At 69.6% G+C, this 20,265-nt stretch carries 17 protein-coding genes and 1 pseudogene; 11 read left to right on the plus strand and 7 right to left on the minus strand.

Translation table 11 applies throughout. The annotated features are described in order from the left end of the window. Together HEB94_RS20935 and HEB94_RS20940 are read right to left on the minus strand one after the other, a co-directional pair. A complete protein-coding gene (locus HEB94_RS20935) occupies window positions 1-921 on the minus strand; it encodes a TIGR03619 family F420-dependent LLM class oxidoreductase (protein WP_192751467.1) in 921 nt (306 codons plus the stop codon). Then, window positions 918-1,418 carry a nucleoside deaminase gene (locus HEB94_RS20940; protein ID WP_192751468.1) on the minus strand — a complete coding sequence of 167 codons (501 nt, stop codon included), beginning with the start codon at window positions 1,416-1,418 and terminating at the stop codon, window positions 918-920. Before HEB94_RS20940 ends, HEB94_RS20935 begins: the two co-directional genes overlap by 4 nt. Before the next feature lie 93 nt (window positions 1,419-1,511). On the opposite strand from HEB94_RS20940, the gene HEB94_RS20945 reads away from it, so the two are divergent. Next, the gene (locus tag HEB94_RS20945; RefSeq protein ID WP_192751469.1) at window positions 1,512-2,075 is read left to right on the plus strand and encodes a YceI family protein; all 564 of its coding nucleotides are present in this window, start codon (window positions 1,512-1,514) and stop codon (window positions 2,073-2,075) included. A gap of 95 nt (window positions 2,076-2,170) precedes the next feature. Here the strand turns inward: HEB94_RS20945 and HEB94_RS20950 are convergent, their stop codons facing one another. Further along, window positions 2,171-2,374 carry a hypothetical protein gene (locus HEB94_RS20950; RefSeq protein WP_192757201.1) on the minus strand — a complete coding sequence of 68 codons (204 nt, stop codon included), beginning with the start codon at window positions 2,372-2,374 and terminating at the stop codon, window positions 2,171-2,173. A 202-nt stretch (window positions 2,375-2,576) separates the two neighbouring features. Between HEB94_RS20950 and HEB94_RS20955 the strand changes: the two genes are divergently transcribed. From HEB94_RS20955 to HEB94_RS20975, 5 genes and pseudogenes are all read left to right on the plus strand, one after another. Next, complete coding sequence (locus tag HEB94_RS20955; RefSeq protein ID WP_238361586.1) at window positions 2,577-3,065, plus strand: DUF222 domain-containing protein; 489 nt, start codon at window positions 2,577-2,579, stop codon at window positions 3,063-3,065. After that, window positions 2,954-3,448 (plus strand): DUF222 domain-containing protein, encoded by a 495-nt coding sequence (locus HEB94_RS20960; RefSeq protein WP_192756583.1) that lies wholly within the window; start codon window positions 2,954-2,956, stop codon window positions 3,446-3,448. Before HEB94_RS20955 ends, HEB94_RS20960 begins: the two co-directional genes overlap by 112 nt. A 94-nt stretch (window positions 3,449-3,542) precedes the next feature. Then, window positions 3,543-4,775 (plus strand): annotated as a pseudogene (locus HEB94_RS20965) (IS4 family transposase). 192 nt (window positions 4,776-4,967) lie between these two features. Beyond that, entirely contained in the window at window positions 4,968-5,177 is a 210-nt protein-coding gene (locus HEB94_RS20970; protein ID WP_192751470.1) for an HNH endonuclease, read from the plus strand. Between the two features lie 320 nt (window positions 5,178-5,497). Then, window positions 5,498-6,421 (plus strand): acetamidase/formamidase family protein, encoded by a 924-nt coding sequence (locus HEB94_RS20975; RefSeq protein ID WP_192751471.1) that lies wholly within the window; start codon window positions 5,498-5,500, stop codon window positions 6,419-6,421. 18 nt (window positions 6,422-6,439) lie between these two features. Here the strand turns inward: HEB94_RS20975 and HEB94_RS20980 are convergent, their stop codons facing one another. Together HEB94_RS20980 and HEB94_RS20985 are read right to left on the minus strand one after the other, a co-directional pair. Then, a complete protein-coding gene (locus tag HEB94_RS20980) occupies window positions 6,440-7,384 on the minus strand; it encodes a GNAT family N-acetyltransferase (protein ID WP_192751472.1) in 945 nt (314 codons plus the stop codon). A 118-nt stretch (window positions 7,385-7,502) separates the two neighbouring features. After that, complete coding sequence (locus HEB94_RS20985) at window positions 7,503-9,050, minus strand: DUF4832 domain-containing protein (RefSeq protein ID WP_192751473.1); 1,548 nt, start codon at window positions 9,048-9,050, stop codon at window positions 7,503-7,505. A 340-nt stretch (window positions 9,051-9,390) separates the two neighbouring features. Between HEB94_RS20985 and HEB94_RS20990 the strand changes: the two genes are divergently transcribed. Both HEB94_RS20990 and HEB94_RS20995 read left to right on the plus strand, forming a co-directional pair. Continuing rightward, window positions 9,391-12,201, plus strand: coding sequence for a sugar-binding protein (locus tag HEB94_RS20990; RefSeq protein ID WP_192751474.1), 2,811 nt, complete (start codon window positions 9,391-9,393; stop codon window positions 12,199-12,201). A 270-nt stretch (window positions 12,202-12,471) separates the two neighbouring features. Continuing rightward, entirely contained in the window at window positions 12,472-13,485 is a 1,014-nt protein-coding gene (locus HEB94_RS20995) for an NAD-dependent epimerase/dehydratase family protein (RefSeq protein WP_192751475.1), read from the plus strand. A 24-nt stretch (window positions 13,486-13,509) separates the two neighbouring features. Here the strand turns inward: HEB94_RS20995 and HEB94_RS21000 are convergent, their stop codons facing one another. Together HEB94_RS21000 and HEB94_RS21005 are read right to left on the minus strand one after the other, a co-directional pair. Beyond that, a complete protein-coding gene (locus HEB94_RS21000; protein WP_192751476.1) occupies window positions 13,510-14,982 on the minus strand; it encodes a glycoside hydrolase family 32 protein in 1,473 nt (490 codons plus the stop codon). A gap of 120 nt (window positions 14,983-15,102) precedes the next feature. Next, entirely contained in the window at window positions 15,103-16,104 is a 1,002-nt protein-coding gene (locus HEB94_RS21005) for a Gfo/Idh/MocA family protein (protein ID WP_192756584.1), read from the minus strand. A gap of 649 nt (window positions 16,105-16,753) precedes the next feature. On the opposite strand from HEB94_RS21005, the gene HEB94_RS21010 reads away from it, so the two are divergent. The 3 genes from HEB94_RS21010 to HEB94_RS21020 all read left to right on the plus strand — a co-directional run bounded on the left by HEB94_RS21010 (window position 16,754) and on the right by HEB94_RS21020 (window position 20,250). Beyond that, on the plus strand, window positions 16,754-17,728 hold the full coding sequence (locus tag HEB94_RS21010) for a TerC/Alx family metal homeostasis membrane protein (RefSeq protein WP_192751477.1): 975 nt from the start codon (window positions 16,754-16,756) through the stop codon (window positions 17,726-17,728). 218 nt (window positions 17,729-17,946) lie between these two features. Continuing rightward, window positions 17,947-19,434, plus strand: a complete 1,488-nt coding sequence (locus tag HEB94_RS21015) for a diguanylate cyclase domain-containing protein (protein WP_192751478.1) — start codon at window positions 17,947-17,949, stop codon at window positions 19,432-19,434. Between the two features lie 54 nt (window positions 19,435-19,488). Further along, window positions 19,489-20,250: a metal-dependent hydrolase gene (locus tag HEB94_RS21020; protein WP_192751479.1), complete on the plus strand. Its 762-nt coding sequence runs from the start codon at window positions 19,489-19,491 to the stop codon at window positions 20,248-20,250. Window positions 20,251-20,265 lie beyond the last annotated feature (15 nt).

Genomic DNA, 20,265 nt, shown 5'->3' on the forward strand with positions numbered 1-20,265 from the left:
TCAGCCCTGCGCCGGTGTGGCGATGCCCGCCTTGAACAGGGCCGTGACGACGGTCTCCAGCGTCCGCCAGTCCTCCTCCGGTGGGCGACGCTGCTCCGGCCCGAGATAGGGGTCGAGAACGACGTAGTCCGATCCCAGGTCGGCGAAGTCCTCGATGTCACCGAGCACCTGCCTCAGCGTTCCCTCGCCGGTCAGTCGGTCCGCGTCGTCGAGGGGTGAGGTGGTCAGTCGGATGCGGGTGCGCGGGCAGAGCCGGGGAACCTCCCGGCCGGCCCGGGCGGCGACCGCCCCGAGCGCGACCACGCCTTCGGCCCGCACCCAACCCGGACGCGGGTTGATCGGATGCCACGCGTCGCCGTACGTCACGGCCCGCCGCAGCGCCGCCCGGCTGGACCCGCCCACCCAGATCGGTGGGTGCGGACCGCGCTGCGGCCGTGGTCCGGTCCGGAGGTCGCTGAACCGAACGAACTCGCCCTCCTTCGAGGCCAGGTCGGAGGTCCACAGCTCCTTGACGGCGGCGAGGTACTCGTCGGTGATCGCTCCACGCCGTTCGAAGGGGACGCCGAGTGCGGCGAACTCCGGCTCGGACCAGCCGACGCCGACACCGAAGACGAAGCGCCCGTTGCTGAACCGGTCGATGTTCGCCGCCATCTGTGCCGTCAGGATCGGGTTGCGGTAGGGAACGATCGCGACCGTCGTACCGAGTTCGAGCCGGTCGGTGACGCCGGCCAGCCACGCCAGCGTGGAGAAGGGTTCGTAGAAGGGCGCCGGATACAAAGCGTCGACGTCCTCGGTGAGGGCGACGTGGTCGGACAGCATCGCCAGTGAGAACCCGGCTCGTTCCGCGAACGTCGTCCAACTCCGGAGCGCGTCCGGATCCGTACCGGGGCCGAAGTTCAGGATGTTGATGCCGACCTTCATCGCCGGCCCTCCGTCTTCTCGACGTACCGCCTGAACGGCGCGTCGGCGCCTGGCGTGGGCACGTGGCGAACCGTCCGCGGTGCCGCGCCGCGCAGCAGTGCCTGAAACTCGGTCAGAACGCCCGGGGTGGTGTCGAAGCCAGGTACCAACTCCTTCGGCGCCGCGTAGACGACCTGACCGATGCCGGCGACCAGGCAGGCGGTGTGGCACATGGCGCACGGTTCGCAGCTGGCCACGATGGTCGCGCCGTGGAGATCGAGGGTGTGGTGTGTCAGGCAGGCGTTGCGAACGGCGGCCACCTCGGCGTGTGCTGTCGGGTCGTCGTCCCGGAGGGCGGTGTTGACGCCGGTGCCCAGCACCGTGCCGTCACGGACCACCAGGGCCGCGAAGGGAAGCTGGCCCTCGGTCACGTTGTCGACCGCGAGGTCGATCGCCTGCCGGAGGAAGGGAAGGAGGTCCGACTGAGGCCCGTCGGGGTCGCTCGGGGAAGTCGTCATGCGCAGACGCTAAACCCTCACCTCGACCGGTCGCGTCCTTGGCGAGCCCTGGGCGGGGCAGGATGGAGAAGGGCAACGTCGGGGGGACTTGCGATGACGCGGAGACGCTGGGTCTTCGAACCCGGACATACCGGCGCGGAGTTCGTCGCCAGGCACATGATGGTGACGTATGTACGCGGCCAACTCAAGAACATCCAGGGGTTCGTCGAGGTCGACCCCGATGATCTCGACCAAACCCAGATCCAGGCGACGATCGACGCGACCCAGGTCTATACCGGCCAGCCGGAGCGGGACGCGCACCTGCGCAGCGCCGACTTCTTCGACGTCGAGAACCATCCGACGTGGACCTTCACGGGCGGGCGCGTCCAGCAGGTGAGCGCGACGGAGTTCGAGGTGACGGGTGAGCTCACCATCCGGGGTGTCACGCGGCTGGCGACCTTTCACACGACCTACCTCGGCCAGTGGGACACGCCATGGTGGGAGGGCGGCAGGGACCTCGGCCCCCGTCGGCGGGCCGGATTCGTGGCCAGGACGCGGATCAACCGGCACGACTTCGGTGTGAGCTGGAACGACCCGGTCGACCGCGGTGGCGTGGTCGTGGCGGACACGGTGGATGTGACGGTCGACGTCGAAGGCGTTCTCGACCCGGTGGCGTAGGAATGGAGCGCTGGAGAGCGCGGCTTGCGGGACGCGAGACCTGACGGAAAGTTGTCAGGAGGAGTTTCGTTGGTGAGGCTGGATGCCCTTGTTTTTCAGGGGTTGTTGTCGGTGGTCGGGTCTAGGGTTTGGTCATGGACATCGACACCGGCAGTGCCAGCGGGGGTGCGGGCTTCGCGAATCCGTTGATGCGTTGGCTTGCCGGTGTCGGTGCGGGTATTGACGCGGCGATCGAGTGCCCGACACTGTCGTTGCCGCTGGATCAATACGAAGGGGCGATGCAGCAACTCGCCACCCATGAAGCGAGGCTCGCGTCGTTGCGGTTGTCGTTGACGCGGCAGGCGGAGTTGAACGAGGTCAGGAAGTTGACCGGTGCCGCGAACACGGCCGGGTGGGTGGAGCAGGTGACGCGGATGGGGCGTCGTGAGGCGTCGGTGTCGGTCCGGTTGGCGAAGGCGTTGGACCAGACGCTCCGCGCTACCGGTTGCGCGCTTTCCGAGGGTGAGATTTTCGTTGGGTCAGGCGCAGGTCATCGAACGCGCCATCCGCCGCCTCCCCAACGACGTCGACGCCGACGTGAAGGCGGAGGTGGAAGCATTCCTGTTGGAGAGGGCACAGTTTCTCGACACCGATGACCTGGACAAGGCCGGCAGGCATCTGTACGAGGTGATCGCCCCGGAGAACGCCGAGCGCCGGATCGGGAAGCAGTTGGAGGAGCAGGAACGCAGAGCCCGAGAGAACCGCACCCTGAGCTTCGGGCCGGTCCGCGACGGCATGGGCACGATGTTCCTGCGCCTCGACGTCCCCACCCTCGCGATCCTGCAGGCACTCCTCGACCCGTCGCTCGCCCTCGTCCCTCGGGCCCCGACGGCCCGGACCTGCGCAGCAGCGAACGCCGCTATGCAGACGCCTTCGCCGAGTTTCTCGGTGTCGCGCAGGCGGCAGCGAACGCGCCCACCCGCGGGAGCGTCAGGCCGCGTCTCACAGTGACGGTGAACCACGACGACCTCGTGGCCCGGCTCGGCTACGGAACGGTCGACTCTGTCCTCACCGACTCCGGCCCCGCGCATCTGAAGGTGAGGACCCAGGGCGACGAGGACGGGAGTGGGGGACGGGCGGTGATCGGTTATCGGATCACGGGGCCTCCGTTGTCAGCGACGCTGGTGCGGCAGCTTGCGTGTGATGCGGAGATCATCCCCGTGGTGCTCGGTGGAGACGGCGCCGTTCTCGACCTCGGACGCGGCACCCGCCTGTTCACCTCCTCCCAACGACACGCCCTCGCCGAACGCGACGGCTACTTCTGCCACTTCCCCGACTGCAGACGGCCCGAGAAGTGGACCGAAGCACATCACATCACAATGCCGCTAAGTTAGCGAGTGCGTGCGTGGTTAGTTGGTATGGAAATCGGCGCGGAGTGTCGCTTCGGAAATCTGTGGGGCGCTACTTTCTTCTCAATAGTCTTTGCGCATGACGAACAGACGCCTTTCTTCGAGTGCTCAGTTGACGGATCGAATCTCGGTCGGTGTGTTGACTCAGGTGATTCGCCGGGACTTGGTTGAGGAGGTGGTGGCTGAGTGTGGCCGGAAGGAGAAACGCTCTCGACTCCTTCCGGCGCATGTGGTCGTCTCGGCGAAGGCTATGAAGAGGTGATGCGACGCCTCGTTGGCGGGCTGATGTTTCTGAAGAACTGGTCAAAGGACTGGTCGGTTCCTACCACGAGCGCTATCACGCAGGCTCGGGCTCGTCTGGGTGAGGAACCATTGAAGGAGTTGTTTCACCGGGTAGCCGTGCCGATCGCTCGGCGTGGGACGCGGGGTGCACAGTTTGGGTCCTGGAGGGTGATGGCGATCGATGGGGGTGATTCTCGACGTGCCTGACACTCCGGAAAACAATGCCGAGTTTCAACATTCGAGCGGAGCGCGAGGCGACAGCGCCTTCCCGCTCGTGCGACTCGTTGGACTGGCCGAGTGCGGGACGCACGCGATTGTCGCCGCCACCATGGGCAGTTGGAGCACAGGTGAGCGCACCCTGGTGCGCAGACTGCTCCCAGCACTGGAACCAGGGATGCTGGTACTGGCTGACCGGCGTTTCTATAGCTACAAGCTCTGGTGTGAGGTGCTGGAGGTCGGAGCGGATCTTCTGTTTCGGGTGACCTCGAACATGATCCTCCCGGTTCTTGAGGTGCTGCCTGACGGCTCCTACCGGTCGGTCCTTCTCGATTCGGACATCCAGAGCCAGGTTCGACGTCGAGCGAAGAGGCGAGCGCGACCAGGAGACGGACCACTCGGAAACCCAGAGGTAGTAGAGGCTGTTGGAACTCCGTGTCGGGTTGTCGAATACCACGTCGACAACGGAGACGGGCCCAGCGAAACATTCCGGCTGGTCACCACGATCCTTGACCACGAGGATGCGCCAGCAGTTGAACTCGCGGCCCTCTACAGCGAGCGATGGGAATTCGAGGTTGCCCTGGACGAGATTGAGATCCACCAGCTCGGACAAGGCCGCGTGCTACGGTCAAAGAGCCCTGAGATGGTGAGGCAAGAAATATGGGGAATTCTTCTTGCCCACTACGCGATACGACATCTGATGCACGAGGCGGCGGACACGGCGGACCTCGATACCGATCGGCTGTCATTCATCCGAAGCCTCCGCCTCGTACGCCGCCAAATCACTGGCCAGGCGCATTTTTCCCCCTCGTAGAATCCGGATGACTCTCAGAGCGGCGATCGAAGAGATCATCGCGATCCTCAACCCTAAACGCCGTCACCGCGCCTATCCCCGAGTCGTGAAACGCCACTTCGCCAAATACCACAGGGTCAAACGTGAAGGTGACACAGGCCGCAACCACCGGCGTCCAACCATCCACCTCCAGCGACACTTAACTTAGCGGCATTGCATCACATCAAGCACTGGGTGGACGGCGGAGCAACCGACCTGAACAACGGCGTCCTGCCGTGCCAACACCATCACACCGTCATCCACACCCAGCGCTGGACCGTGCGGATGGGACCCGACGGGCACCCCGAATACCTCCCACCAGCCTGGAGCGACCCCTACCAGAACGCCATCCGTCCCAACGACCACACCGTGATCCGACGGTGAGTGAGTGCGACGACGGAAGCACGGGCAGGCTCCAAAGTGCTGAGCAGCGTGCCGCGCCTGCGTCGAGCGCAGCTGCCGACCTCCGAGGCCGCGTTCGGCGGGCAGTTTCGGCGCACAATGAAGTCCCGGTCAGGTCCAGGTGGTGAGGCGGGTGGTGGCGATGCAGATGCCGACGAGGTGGCTCGTGATGCTGTGGCATGCGAGGATGTGGACGCCCGCGGACAGCTGTGGTCAGGCCATTCCTGCCGACCCCCAACCGCGTGTACGGTGCGGCGCAGGGACGGAGACGCCGGCTCCGCACAACCACGGGACGTGCTGCCTTGACCGAACATCGCCTCGACCCCACCCCCGGTGCCGTGACCGACGTCTTCGATCCGTCGATCCCGCCGGTACTCACCGTCGATCCCGGCGACACCCTGGTCGTCCACACCCTCAACGCCTCGGGTCATCTCGCCCGCAAGCAAAGCCCCGACGACGATCCCGAGCGGCTGATCCCGAACATCCGCGGCCACTGCCTGGCCGGTCCGATCGCTGTCCGGGGTGCCCGGCCGGGGATGACGCTGGGCGTCACCCTGGTGGCGCTCACGCCTGACGAGTGGGGATTCACGGTCGCCGGCAGCCGCGACACCCCGCTCAACCGACGGCTCGGAGTGGCCGGCGGGTCCCCGGCCTGGCTGCTGTGGGACCTCGACCGCGACAAGCTCACCGGGACCAACAACCTCGGGTTCACCGTCGACCTGGCGCCGTTCCTCGGCGTGATCGGGCTGCCTCCGGCCGAGCCGGGAGCGCACCCGACCGGCCCACCGCGCACCGTTGGCGGCGGCAACATCGACTGCCGCGACCTGGTGGCCGGCTCGACGCTCTACCTCCCGGTCACCGTGCCGGACGCCCTGCTGTGCGTGGGTGACGGGCACGCGGCCCAGGGAGACGGCGAGGTGTCCGGTACGGCGATCGAGTGTGGCATGACCACCGAACTCCGCCTCGATCTCACGACCGATCGACCCCTCGACTCGGTGCACGCGGAGACGCCGACGAGTCGGATCACGTTCGGGTTCGACCAGGATCTCAACGAGGCGATGGTCGCGGCGTTGGACGCCATGGTCGACTGGATGCGCTCGATCTTCGACCTGGACAAGGCCACCGCGCTCGCGCTCGCCAGTACGGTCGTCGACCTGCGCGTCACCCAGGTGGCCAACGGGGTCTGGGGCGTGCACGCCGTCCTGCCGAACTCCGCCGTCCGCTGACGCCGCCGCCACACGACGTCAGCGACGCATCGCGTACAGCGCGAACGGCGCGTCCGGCTGTACACCGTCCAGCCCTTCGACCAGGCCAGGGTGGGTGAACTCGCGTACGAAGCGCATCCCCAGGCGTTCCATCACCGCACGCGACCGCGTGTTGTGGCGTTCGGTGAACGACACGACCTCCCGCGCCCCGAGGTCGTCGAACGCGAAGTCCAGCCCGGCCCGCCCGATCTCGGTGGCGTACCCGGCTCCCCATCGGTGCTGCCGGAGGGTCCAGCCGAGTTCGAGCGCCACGGCCCCGTCGACGTTTCCGCGGGACAGTCCGCCTCGGCCGACCAGCTCACCGGTGCCGCGGTCGTAGGCGACCCACTTGTGGACGCCGTCGCGTTCCCAGGCGGCGGCCCAGTCGGTGACGGTCGCCCGCGCCGTCTCGAGGCTCCAGGTGCCGGCGTACCACTCCGCCACGGCGGGGTCCTGGTGCAGCGTCCACAGGTCGTCGGCGTCCTCGGGTCCGACCGGCTCCAGGCGTAGCCGCTGGGTGAGCCGGATGCGGGCGGCCTTGGCGACGATGTCGCGTAGCCTTCGGTCGCCGTCGGTGCGGCCCTCCGTCATGAGCTCGAGGTTGTCCAACCCGACCCAGGCGTACGCGTCGTGCTTGCCCTCTTCCAGCCGTGGCCGCGAAAGGTCCCCGTCGACCTCGACGAGATAGTCGAGCTCCCGGCGTACGACACCGTCCCAGGTCCACTCCCAGTCGGCGAGCGGCGCCTCGATCCGGCGGAGCTTCCAGCCGGTCTCCTCCTCGATCTCGCGGGCCAGCGTCTCCTCCGGCGTCTCGCCCGGTTCGACGTGCCCGCCCACGATGTCCCAGGTGCCCGGCAGCAACCGGCGGTCCGGTGAGCGGCGGTGGGCGTAGACGCGGTCGCGGGCGTCACGGATGAAGGCACCGACACAGGCTGGCTGACGCATCCCGGCAGGCTACCCAGCAGAACCGGCCGGCCGCGACGCGATTGCGTCGGCGACCGGCCGGTCCGGGTGACTTCAGAGATCGTCAGCGACTGTCAGCGCTTGTCAGCGCTTGCAGTGACTACCGCTTCGTCGGCTGCGGGTGAAGGGCGCCCCCACAGCTCGACGTCGACGCCTCGTGGGGACCGACGACCAGTGTCTGGCCGAGGTCGTTGTAGCCCGTCTCGGGCTGCCACACGCCGTTGTTGGCGAGCTGGATGGCGTAGGCGGAGTTGTAGCTCGCCGTACCACCCGGCATCGCCTGCTGGGAGTGCAGGCGCGACTCCGGGTCCGGCAGGTTGAGCATCAGCCGGTACTGCCCGGGCGGCACGTTCGCGCACACCTTCGCCGAGATCTCGGCGTCCGTGCCCGCCGCCCAGCGACGCGGGTCAGAGGGAACGTTGACGGTGTAGGACTTGTGCTCCCCGGCGAGGATCAGCTCGACCGACCGCGGGTTGTACGGCGATGCCCAGCCGTCGTTGTGCAGGGTCAGGTCGACGTCGAAGGAGTGGCCCGGACGGACGGCGTTGGTGAACTCACCCTCGGTGAGTCGGAACCGGTAGCCGAGTCGCTGCCGCGCCTCCTCGATGTTGTCGCCCCAGCTGTCCAGCACGCTGTGGTTGTAGTCGGTGTTGAGGTAGCTGTAGTGGTAGCGCGTCATCTCCGCCTTGGCGCTGTCCCACTCCGAGCGTGGCGCGTCGACGCCGCAGGTCTCACCACCGATGGGGACGAACTGCGTCTCCTGGGCGAGGTACTCCTGGTCCAGCGTGATCGGGTCGGACAGGAAGGTGCCGAAGTCGTCGGCGCTCGCGAGGAAGCAGTCGTTGTGGTGGCCGATCCGCGAAGCCGGGGAGCCGCTGAACGCCTCCTCGGCGGTGAGCGCACCTTCGGTGCCGCTGGGCCGGTCGAGGGTCTTCTGCTTCATCTGCATGGTGCGCACGTCGATGGTGCGGGTCTTGGGCAGGGCGCGCAGCAGCGCGGAGAACACGGCGCGACGGTTCGCCCAGTCGCGGCTCGTCAGGACCCCGGGATTGCTCGGGTCGGCGGCGAAGTAGTCCGTGTAGTAGCCCTCACCCCACAGGCCGATGAATCCGGCCTGGACCGTGGCGATGACGTCGGTGTTCGCCCGCAGGACCGGGGCGAGCTGGGAGATGTGCTTGAGCACCCGCTCGCGGGGCGCGTCACCGTACGGCGGTAGGTACGGGAAGTCGTCCTTCGGCTGGGCGTAGGCGAACCGGACGATCACCTTGAGCCCGGCCGCTCGCGCGGTCGCGAAGTCGGCGCGCAGCAGGTCGAGGTAGGCCGGGTCGATCTGGTCGGTGCCGGCGAACTTCTCGAGGTAGAACACCCGCAGGACCTGGGTGATGTGTTCCTGCTCCCGCCACTTCCGCAGCGTGTCGAGCTTGAACGGCGTGTACCCGCTTCCGTCAGCGCGGTAGTGCGTCTCCGTGCTGTGGTAGAAGCCCCGCTCGGGGTTGGCGATGTTCTCGGTGCTCGGTTCGTACGTCGTGACCGAGCGGTTGTCCGGGGCCGCCGCACCCGCCGTTGCCGCACCTGCCGGCGCGCCTGCCAGCCCGGCCAACAGCAGGCCGGCGCCGAGCGCCACCACGGCCGACAGCGTCCTCTTCATGGATGACCGCGCCGCTGGTCTCCCGGCCATGGATCTCACCACGGATTGCCTCACCAATGTTTCCTCTCGTGCTTGGTGCGTTGTGACGACGGCGGGTACGTCGAGACCCCGCCGCGATCGGCACGCTACTCGGGGACGATCTTGGGCACAGCGTCTGTCGAACGCGTTTCGACAAATCAGATGGCCACAATCGGCGCTCGCGCCGGACGGTGCGCGGCCGGCTACCGGCGACGCCCGCGAGCCCTCTTCCATCGAGACCAAGATCGCGGGACGATCACGGTCGCCCACCGTTGCCGGACGGCATCGGGGGTGGCAGTTGCGGCAAGTGTGGGAGGACAGCATGCAGTTCCTACCGTTCCGACGACGTGGTGGCGCGGGTGTCGCGCCGGGCCTCGTCGCGGCAACCCTCGTGGCCGGCGCTCTCGTAGCCGGTGCGGCCGGGCCCGCGGGGGCGGCGCCGCCGTCGTCGGGTGCCGGTTCGAAGCCAGCGTCGTCGTCGACGTCTGAGGGGAATCCGGTCGACCTCGGCGCCCTCTTCATCGGCGCCCACCCCGACGACGAGTCGGGCTCGCTGTCCACCTTCGGCCAGTGGGGTGAGCAGAACGACGTCCGTACCGGCGTCATCACCGTCACCCGAGGCGAGGGGGGCGGGAACGCCGTCGGCCCGGAGGAGGGGCCGGCGCTCGGCCTACTCCGTGAGGCCGAGGAACGCCGCGCGGTCGGCAAGGCGGGCGTCACCGAGGTGTTCAACCTCGACAAGGTCGACTTCTACTACACCGTGTCCGCCCCGCTGACCGAGCAGCTGTGGGACCAGGACGACACCCTGGAGAAAGTCGTGCGTCTGGTCCGCCAGACCCGCCCGGAGATCCTCGTCACGATGGATCCGGCGCCCTCTCCCGGCAACCACGGAAACCACCAGGAGGCCGCCCGCCTCGCGCTCGCGGCCTACTACGCGGCCGCCGACCCGAACGCCTATCCCGAGCAGCTCAGCAAGGAGGGCCTGAAGGCGTTCGCGCCGGCGAAGGTCCTGCTGAGCCGCGCTCGCGGCACCGGACCGAGCGGCCCGTCGTGCGTCGACACCTTCACCCCGGTCGACCCGACCCAGGACATCTACGGCGTCTTCTCCGGCGCCACGTCGCAGCGGCTCGGTAAGACCTGGGCGCAGGTCGAGCGGGAGGCGCAGCGCGAGTACGCCTCCCAGGGCTGGGCCGGTTTCGCCGACGCTCCCACCGATCCGGCGCAGCTCGGCTGTGACCGCTTCACCCAGGTCGTCTCGCGGGTGCCCTACGCCCAGGTCGGTACGCCGGCGGCCGCCGCGCCGTCGGCGATCCTGGACGGCGCCCTCACCCGACCGGCCGGGACCGTGCCGCTGGGTACACAACTCCACGTCGACAGCGCCTTCGACGTCGAGCCCGGTACGCCGGGCCAGGTCACGGTGCGGGTCCAGGCGCCGAAGGGCGCCAACCTCGGCGTTTCGTCGGTGGCACTTCGTGCCCCGGCGGGTTGGCAGGTCAGCGGCGACGGCGACCTCGGCAAGATCCGCCCCGGTCGCTCGGCGAGCGCGACGTTCACCGTGACCCCTCCGGCCACCGGCGCGGGCGACACCCGTGCGCGGCTCGAGGCGTTCCTGACCACGAAGGCGGGCACCGGCTACGCGGCGACCCAGGTCGAGGTCGCGTCGGAGGTGCGCACCGAGCAGCAGCCACTGCCGCAGGTGGCGTCGTTCGAGCAGTGGGCCCGCCAGGTCGGCGTACCCCAGCTGAGCGGCTTCGTCGTGCCCGTCCTCACGCTCCCCTCCGGTGGCTCGCGCCCGATCGACTACACCGTCACCAACACCACCGACACCGCGCAGTCGGGCACCGTTGCCCTCGACCTGCCGGACGGATTCGGCGCTGACGCGGCGAGCAGGCCCTTCGCCGACCTCGCACCCGATGCGAGCACGAAGGTGACGTTCACCGTCACGAACACCGACGCCTCGTTGCCCACCTCGAACGAGGGCGGCACGGACGGCGCGGACGCGGGCGACTACGCCTACACGGTGACCACGACGACGGCGGCGGGCGCGACCTCGGTCGCCAAGCCGGCGCTGGAACTCGTCCCCACCACCACCATCGAGGCGGCCGCCACCGCACCGACGCTCGACGGGACCATCGGTGCCGATGAGTACCCCGGCGAGGCGCTCGACATCTCCCGACTCTGGGAGGGCACCGCGTGCGGCTCCGCCGCCGACTGCTCCGGCACCACGCACCTCACGCGGAGTGGCGACACGTTGTACGTCGGCGTCGAGGTCCGCGACGACGTCGCCGGTACGCCACTGGCGACCGACGACTGCAAGCGCCACTGGCGTACGGACAGCGTGGAGATCGCCGTCGACCCGCGCGGCACCAGCGAGAACACCTCGACGACGTTCAAGCTCGGCGTGCTGCCGTTCACGGCCGAAGGTCCGGCGTGTGCGCTCCGCGACGCCGACAACCACCAGGGCCCGATCGCCGAGACCGCTCCGGGGGTGCGCTGGGCGAGCACGGTGAGTTCGCCGTACACCGGCTACACCGTCGAGGTGGCGATCCCGCTGGCCGAACTCCCCGCCTCGGTCGACCCTGACCAGCTGGGTGTGAACGTCCTCGTCTACGACTCCGACACGCAGGACAAGACCGGCCAGACCCGCATCGGCTGGTCCACCTGGGGTGGGGTGCAGGGCGACCCGTACCGCTGGGGCCGGGCTCGGCTCGCCGACTACCCGCGGCCCGCGGCCCGGCCGACCGCCGACCCGATCATCCCCAACACCGCGTTGACGAGTGTGGAGTCCCCGCAGACGCTGGAGCAGGCGGTACGAGTGCACGTGCCCCTGTCCGGTGGTGTGGTGGCGCCGGACGGCGACAGCGGCTGGCTCACCGGCGCTCGCCTTGGTCGAGCACCCGGGACGACCGTCAAGGTCGACCTGCGCGCGACCGGCGCGGGTGAGGCGCACGTGTTCGTGGTCGACGACTCGGGTACGGCGGGCAAGCTCGTCGTACCGGTCGCGGATGCCCGCCGGACCACGGTGACCGTTCCGCTGGACCGGGCGCTCGGGGCGAACCCGCGGGTGCTCGCCGGCTGGGTGGCGCCGGACGACGCGGGCACGCTCGCCTCGAAGGTGGCCCTGCGCCACTGAACCCGCAAGGGATGGGCTGACACCTCTCGGTCAGCCACGGCCGCGAACCCCTCGGGCTGCGCCGCAAGCGATTTCGCTCGCGGCGCAGCCCGATCGCTGTCAGCGCAATCGGCTGGCGAAGGTTCCGCGTAGCGCGGGAGGCTCGTCTCACCCGCGGTGCGGTCCGCGGGACAGGCGGGCGACCGGACGCGTGACCTGGTGAGCGACGAGATGAGCGACCAGGTAGGCGACCAGGTGCGCGACGCCTGAACGACGACGAGAGGTTCCAGCATGCGCGTACTCGTACTCGGCGGCACGGTGTTCCTGTCCAGGGCGACGGCCGCGCACGCGGCGGCCCGCGGCCACGAGGTGACCTGCGCGGCACGCGGCAGCAGCGGCGAGCCGCCGGCCGGCACGACGTTCGTGCGGGTCGACCGGGATGCGCCGGACGGCCTGGCGCCCCTCGCGGGCCGGGAGTTCGACGCGGTGATCGACGTGGCCCGCAAGCCCACCCAGGTCAGACACGCGGTCGCGGCCCTGGCGGAGGGCGTGAAGCACTGGACGTTCGTCTCGACGATCAGCGTCTACACCGACCAGGCGACGCCCGGCCAGAATGTGCGGACTGCTCTGGTGCACGAGCCGCTCGCGGCCGAGGCCGACGCGGCCGCCGAGGCCGACATGGAGAACTACGGCCCGGCCAAGATCTCCTGCGAGCAAGCGGTGACCGACGCGCTCGGTGACCGGGCCGCCGTGTTGCGCGCCGGCCTGATCGTCGGGCCCGGCGACCCGAGCGACCGCTTCACCTACTGGCCGCTGCGGCTGGCCCGGGGCGGTGAGGTCCTCGCTCCCGGTTCGCCGGAGGAGGCCGTGCAGATGGTCGACGTCCGCGACCTCGCGGCCTGGATCGTCCGCTGCGCCGAGGAGGGCGTGGTCGGCACCTTCGACGCGACCAGCCCGGCGTTCCCGCGGGCGGAGATGCTGGCCCGCGTCGGTGCCGGCGTCGGCGTCGAACCGGAGCTGACCTGGGTGGACCAGGACTTCCTGGCCGCCCAGCAGGTCAACGAGTGGTCCGGTCCGCGGTCGCTACCGCTGTGGGTACCGCTGCCGCAGTACGCCGGACACCTGAGTCACGACGTCTCCTCCGCGCTCGCCGCGGGCCTGGTCCTGCGTGACCTCGAGGAGACGGCCCGCGACACCCTCGCCTGGGCCCGGGAGACCGGGCGCGACCAGCAGCCGCTCCGCGCCGGCCTGACCGTGGCCGAGGAGTCGGAGGTGCTGGCCGCCTGGCGGTCACGTCCGGCGTAGTCGGACCCGGGTTCCGTTCAGCGCCTACCCCGCGGTGGACCCCACCGTGGAGCGTAGGCGCCAGACGGTGACCTCGCCGTCCACGGCCCCGCCCGGGTCGACCTGGAGCGTCCAGGGCGGGGCGCCGGAAGGATAGAACCGGGTGGTGAGCACCTGTCCGGTCGCGCTGAACAGCTCGCCGACCGAGCCGTCGACCAGCAGGCGCAGGTCGACCGAGCGTCCGTCCGTTCCGGTGGACACAACGGCGTCGTCCATCGTGAACGTGCCGCGATGCGAGCGCTCGTCCCGGCTCGCGGCGTCCCGGTCGAGCACCACGGTGCCGGCCTGCCAGTCGACCACCAAGGTGAGCTGTTCCGGTTGCTCCGCGTCCGTGTCGCTGTCTGCCGTGACGAGCCGGACCCGGGTGGGCGGGTGGTCCTGGCTCGGCGCGGTGAGGCGGAGTTCGAGTTCGAACTGCGCGGGCACGCCGTCGACGATGTGCGCCGCCGACAGCGGTCCCTCCACCCGGTCGACCCGCTCCGCGCGGAGTCCGACCAGCTCGGCCGGCGGGTGCCAGCGCGGCTCGCCGGCCTCGGTGACGGTCAGCACCCGGGGCAGCGTCAGCATGCCGGACCAGTCGGCCTCGATGGTGGCCGCCGTGTCCCGGCCCTCGGTGGCCCACCCCCAGACCAGGATCCGGCCGGTCGGGTCGCGCAGAACCGACGGCGCGTAGAAGTTCGGTCCGTGGTCGGCCTGCCGGGCCGGGCCCGGGTCGGTCAGGGCGTTCGCGCCGTCGCGGCCGGCGAGGGCGAGGACCCGCATGATCCCGTGGTCGGGGTGCCAGGCACCCACGAGCAGCACACCCCACTCGCCGAGCGGGGCGTACTGCGGGCACTCCCACATGATCCCGGTGTCGTCCGCCGTGCCGTGGTCTGTGCGCGGCCGGCCGGCGAAGGGGCCGACGTAGGTCCATTCGGACAGGTCCGTCGACTCGTACAGCCGGGCCTGCGCCAGGTCACCGCCGAGGCCGGCGCCGACGACCATGCACCAGCGGCCGTGGTGGTGCCACACGAACGGGTCCCGGAACTGCACCGGTTCCTCGTCCGGGCCAGGCGGCGCCACCATCGCGGTCGAGTCGGTGAAGACGAAGCCGTCCGCCGACTCCGCCCGGCGTACGGGCTGGAACCGGTCACCGCGGGTGAACGCCGAGTAGAAGGCGTACACCCGATCGTCGACGCGGACGGTGTTCCCGGACCAGCAGCCGCCCTCGTCCGGGGTGCCCGGTCCGGGGGTGAGGGCATGCGGGTGCAGCGTCCAGGACACGAGGTCGGGGCTGGTCGCGTGGCCCCAATGCACAGGCCCGACCCGTGGGGTGTCGAGCACGTGCTGGAAGTACAGGTGGAAGGTCCCGCCGTCCAGGAGCGGCCCGTTCGGGTCGTTGACGTACCCGGTGGGTGGTCGGACGTGGAAACGCGGCCGGTGATGGTCGTCTCGGCGCTCGCTTCGGTGTGTAGACATCGTGATCACGATGCTGTGCGCACGTCACCAGGTCAACGGACGCCCGTGAACCGCGCCGCGAGGCTCCGATTGTGGTCAGCCCCTGTCAGCCCCTGTCAGCACGGTCAGCCCTACGGCGCCTTACCCCAGGCGGACGACCTGCCCGGTCCGTGCGCTCTCGTGGATCGCGGCGACGACGGTGGTCACCCTGACCCCCTCGGCGACGGTGGGTACGTCGACCGGTCGGCCGTTGAGCAGGTCGGCGAAGTCGCGGGCGATCTCCGCGGCGACACCGACGACCCGTCCGCCTCGTTCCACCGTCGCGTGGTGGAGCCAGCGCAGCGACGGTCCGGCCAGCTGCACACCCTCGTCCGCGCCCTCCACCCGGACGGCCGCCTTGGCGCCGACGAGTTCGTAGCGGAAGTCGAAGACGCTCGGGTACGACTCGGGCAGCACCCAGTGGGACTGCAGGGCGAGCGTGCTGCCGTCGTCGAACGTGACGAGGGCATGGACCCCGTCGTAGGTGTCGATCCCGGCTCCCGCGAGCTCCCGCCGCAACCCGGTCGCGTAGACGGTGGCCGGAGTGCGCCCCGACAACCAGAGCGCCAGGTCGACGGTGTGTGGCATGAGGAACCACGCGGGCGTGGTCCGCCCGGCCCAGGACAGCATCTCCTGGGGCACGTAGCGGGTGTCGTTCAGGTGGGCGCACTGGAAGAGGACGTCGCCGAGGGCGCCGCTCTCGACCTGCTGGCGTACGACGACGAAGCGAGGGTTCCAGCGGTTCTCAAAGGCCACCATCGCGGGCACCCCCGCGGCGGCGATCGCGGCCTCGATCTCGCGTGCCTCTTCGACGTCGGTGGCGAGCGGCTTCTCGACCAGGAGCCCCACGCCTGCCTTGGCCGCGTCGACGGTGGCGTCCCGGTGCGCGAAGTCGGGCGTCGCCACGACCAGCCCGGCGAGGTCGTGCGCCGCGAGCAGTTCGCGGTGGCTCGGGTAGGCGGTGGCGCCGAGTTCGGCGGCGAGGTCGGCCCCGGCGGGGGAGGGATCGGCCACCGCGACGACGCGCACGTCGGGGAGTTGGCGCAGTGCGCCGGCGAACATCCGGCCGCGGATACCCGCGCCCACCACACCGATGTCGAGCATGGTCACCTCCGCTGGGTGTCTCGCGTCAAGGCATCCTTGACGACGGCGCGACTCTACCGTGCTCGACGATCACCGGTGACCGCGAGAGGCTCAGGGAACACGTTACGTGGTTGCGGGTGTGACGCCCCGGCCTCGGCGCGGCTTCTCCGTACCGGCTCGGTGGTCGTACGTACGCGGCGCCGGTGGGTGGCGACGTCGCCGTGCGTGGCCGGCCGGACCTCGGGGCGGGTGTGACCTGCGTTACTTCGACAGGGAAGGCGAAAACTCCCGTGGAAGGGTGGAGGCGGCGACGCGGTGCCGGATCGACCGGCGGCCGGCAGCGGACCGGATTGGCCGGAGCCGGCACGGGTTGGCCCTTTGCCGTTTCGTGGCGAGTTGCTTGCGAGCTGCTTACCGGTTCCTTACTGGCCAGCCCTGGCCAGGCGCTGGCCGGCGCTGGACGCTCGGGAACCTCGCCCCCTCCGGGGTGGCGGAAACGCAGGTCTAAACTGCTCGCGAGTTGGAGGGGAGTACTCCCTCGCGGTGGTGTCGTCATCACGGTTCGTTCAGTGTGCGAACCCGGTGCCATCGGTCCGCTTCGGTAGCCGAAGGGACGGAGGAGACCTCCGGCGGGTCGGCAAATACGTCCTTCGCCGGAGGTGTCTCGCACGTGCATGTCCCGTTGTGGGTCTGGTTCGTCACCGTTCTCGTCATCTGCGCCATCATCGTCGCCGACCTGGTCTACGCCGACCGGCGACCGCACACGGTCAGCATGCGCGAGGCCACGATGTGGGTCCTCCTCTACGTCGGACTCGCCGGTGTCTTCTGCCTGATCCTGCTCTTCACCGCGGGCTCCGGACCAGCCGGAGAGTTCCTCGCCGGCTACATCACCGAGTACAGCCTCAGCGTCGACAACCTCTTCGTGTTCGTCATCCTGTTGTCGCGCTTCGCCGTACCCGCGATCAACCAGCACAAGGTCCTGCTCATCGGCATCGCCATCTCGCTGGTGCTCCGCGCCCTCTTCATCGCCGCGGGCACGGCTGCCGTCAACGCGTTCGAGTGGATCTTCTACCTGTTCGGTGCCCTGTTGATCTACACCGCGATCAAGCTGGCGTTCCAGAACGAGGGCGAGGAGGCCGACTTCACCGAGGGCCGGATCGTCCGGCTCATGCGCCGGCTGGTGCCCACCACCAAGGAGTACGACGGGTCACGGCTCGTGACCACCGTCGACGGGCGGCGGATGTTCACCCCGATGGTGATCGTCGTGCTCGCGATCGGGGCCGCGAACGTCGTCTTCGCCCTCGACTCCATCCCGGCCATCTTCGGGTTGACCCAGGTGGGCTTCCTGGTCTTCGCCGCCAACGCGTTCGCCCTGATGGGTCTGCGCCAGCTCTACTTCCTGCTGGGCGGGCTGCTCGACCGGTTGCTCTACCTGAGCTACGGGCTCGCGGTCGTCCTGGCCTTCATCGGGGTGAAGCTGATCCTCGAGGCGATGGAGAGTGAGGGGCTCAGCGACATCGGTCCCGTCCACCTGCCGCACATCGGGATCATCGCCTCGCTGGTGTTCATCGCCGCGACCCTGACGGTGACCAGTGTCGCGAGCCTCGCCGCCTCGCGGCACCGGGCCGCGAGCCGGGCGAACTGACCGGCGCCCCCAGCCCTCGACCCAGCCGCCCGACCCAGCCGCCCGACCCAGCCGCCCGACCCGCCGACTCCGACGTCCGAGTGGTGACGGAACTTGGTGACGGAGAGGCCCGGAAGCGAAGCGCTCCGTGCACGCTCGGGTGAACGGGGGTGACACCGTGTGCGAAGGGTCCAGGCTAGGCTCCCTGCAGTGATCAGTACGACGGTCTTGGGGGCGCAGTGGGCGACGAGCACGGCCTGCGAGAACGGCTCGAAGCATTTCGGCGGCTGCACCGGGTCAGCCAGGAGCTCAACTCCGCACGTGACCTGTCCGCGACACTGCAGACACTCGTCGACAGCGTGGTGTCGAGCCTCGGCTTCGGCGTAGCCGCGATCAACGTCGTTCACGACGACCTGCTGCGCGTGGCGGCAGTGGCCGGTCCGGCCGACGTCCGCGCCACGCTCGAGGGCCAGACCGGCCCGCGGAGGGCCTGGGAGGAGGTCCTCGACTCCGCCGTCCGCTGGGGTGCGCTGCGCTTCCTGCCGCACGGTGTGCGGGACCTGCCCGAGGACGTGCCGACCTGGGTACCCGCCGAGGGCTCCTCGGAGGAGCCGGACGCCTGGCACCCCGAGGACATCCTGGTGGCGCCGCTCTACGCGCCGACCGGAGAACTCGTGGGAGTCCTGAGCGTCGACCTGCCGACCGACGGCAAGGTGCCGGGGGAGTTGCAGCGAGAACTCCTGGAGATGTTCGCCGCGCAGGCCGCGATCGCCGTCGACAACGCGCGGCTGCACGCGGAGGTCCTCTCCACGATGGACCGGCTGGAGCAGGAGCACCGCGCCCTTCGGGCCAGCGAGGAGAGCTTCCGTCAGGTCTTCGAACTCGCACCGAGCGGCATGGCGGTGACCAGCCTGCACCCCGCCGACGAGGGGGCGTTGTTGCGGGTGAACGCCGCACTGTGCGACATGCTCGGCTACTCCGAGGAGGAGCTGCTGCGTCTCGGCCTGCCCGCGGTCGTCGATCGAAGGGACCGCAACCTCCTTCCGCGTGGCGGCCGCACCTACCGCGGTGACCTGCGGCTGGTCTGCGGCGACGGGCGGGCTCTGTGGGTGTCCACGAACAGCTCCGTGGTGCTCGACGCCGCCGGCCGACCCGACTTCAAGCTCCTCCATCTGGTCGACGTGAGCGAACGCCACGACCGCGAGGAACAGCTCGCCCACCTTGCCGCGCACGACCCGTTGACCGGTCTTTCCAACCGGGCCGAGCTGCGGGCCCGCCTCGGCCAGTTGGTCTCCGACCGCCGACACGTCAGCGTGTTGTTCTGCGACATCGACCGGTTCAAGCGCATCAACGACCAGTTCGGCCACGAGGTCGGCGACCGCGTCCTGGTCGAGGTGGCCCGGCGGCTGCGCGTCCACGTGCGCAAGCAGGACGTCGTGGCCCGGGTCGGCGGGGACGAGTTCGTCCTCGCCCTGCGGGACACCACCGAGGAGGAGGCGGCGGCGTTGGCGCGCCGGCTCGCCGCCGACGTCCGCCGTCCCGTCCACTTCGACGAGCGCGACATCGAGGTCACGGTCAGCATCGGGCTCGGTGCGTCCTCCGCCGGTGTCGACAGCGTCGACGAGTTGTTGCGTACGGCGGACCAGGCGATGTACCGCGTGAAACTGCTGCGAACCTACGGCGAGGCCGAACCCGCCACGACCGAACCCACGACGACCTCCGCGTAGGAGGACGGCGGCCCGTGCCGCGGGAGGCAGCGACCCCGCGGCCGGATGTCGGCGGTGCATGAGATCGTTTCGGCGGTGATGGGACATACGCACGCCGTCTCCGGCCTCGCCGCCGGCGCCGTGACACTGCCGTTGATACCGCTCGATCGCCTGGCCGGGCAGCTCGCCTGGGTCGCCTGCTGTGGCGGCATGGCACTGCTACCCGACCTCGACCACCAGTCCTCCACGGTGACCAGGATGTGGGGCCCGCTCTCGCGCGCGCTCAGCGTCCTGGTCGTGTTCCTCGGCCGCGGTCACCGCGGTGGCACCCACGACTTCCTGGTCGCTCCGGTGTTCTGGTGGCTCGTCGTCTACTTCGCCGGGATGCAGAAGTGGACGCTCATGGTCGTGTTGGCGGTGGCGATCGGACTCGCCTTGCGCGCCTGTCACTTCGTCATTCCCGGCGAGTACGAGAAGTCCTGGCCCATCAACCTGCTCGTGTCGTTCGGCGCCGCGTGGTGGCTCGTCCAGCACGGCGCCACCGTCGACGCCGACTGGCTGCCCTACGCCGTCGCGCTCGGCGTCCTCGTGCACATCCTCGGTGATGCGCTGACCGTCGGCTCGATCCCGCTGCCGTTCAGCTGGCTGGACGGCAAGCCCAACCGGATGGGCTCGGGGCCGATGACCACAGGTCGGTGGTACGAACACGTCATCGCCGCCGGCATGGTCGGCGTCACGGTCGTGGGGCTGTACCTCCACGTGCCGACGATCAACGGTTTCGTCGACCAGGTGGGCAACGCCGTCGTGAGCACCGTCAACCCGGCCGATCCCGCCTGAGGGCGAACGACCGAC

The sequence above is a fragment of the Actinopolymorpha pittospori genome, assembly GCF_014873875.1.
Lineage (GTDB): Bacteria > Actinomycetota > Actinomycetes > Propionibacteriales > Actinopolymorphaceae > Actinopolymorpha > Actinopolymorpha pittospori.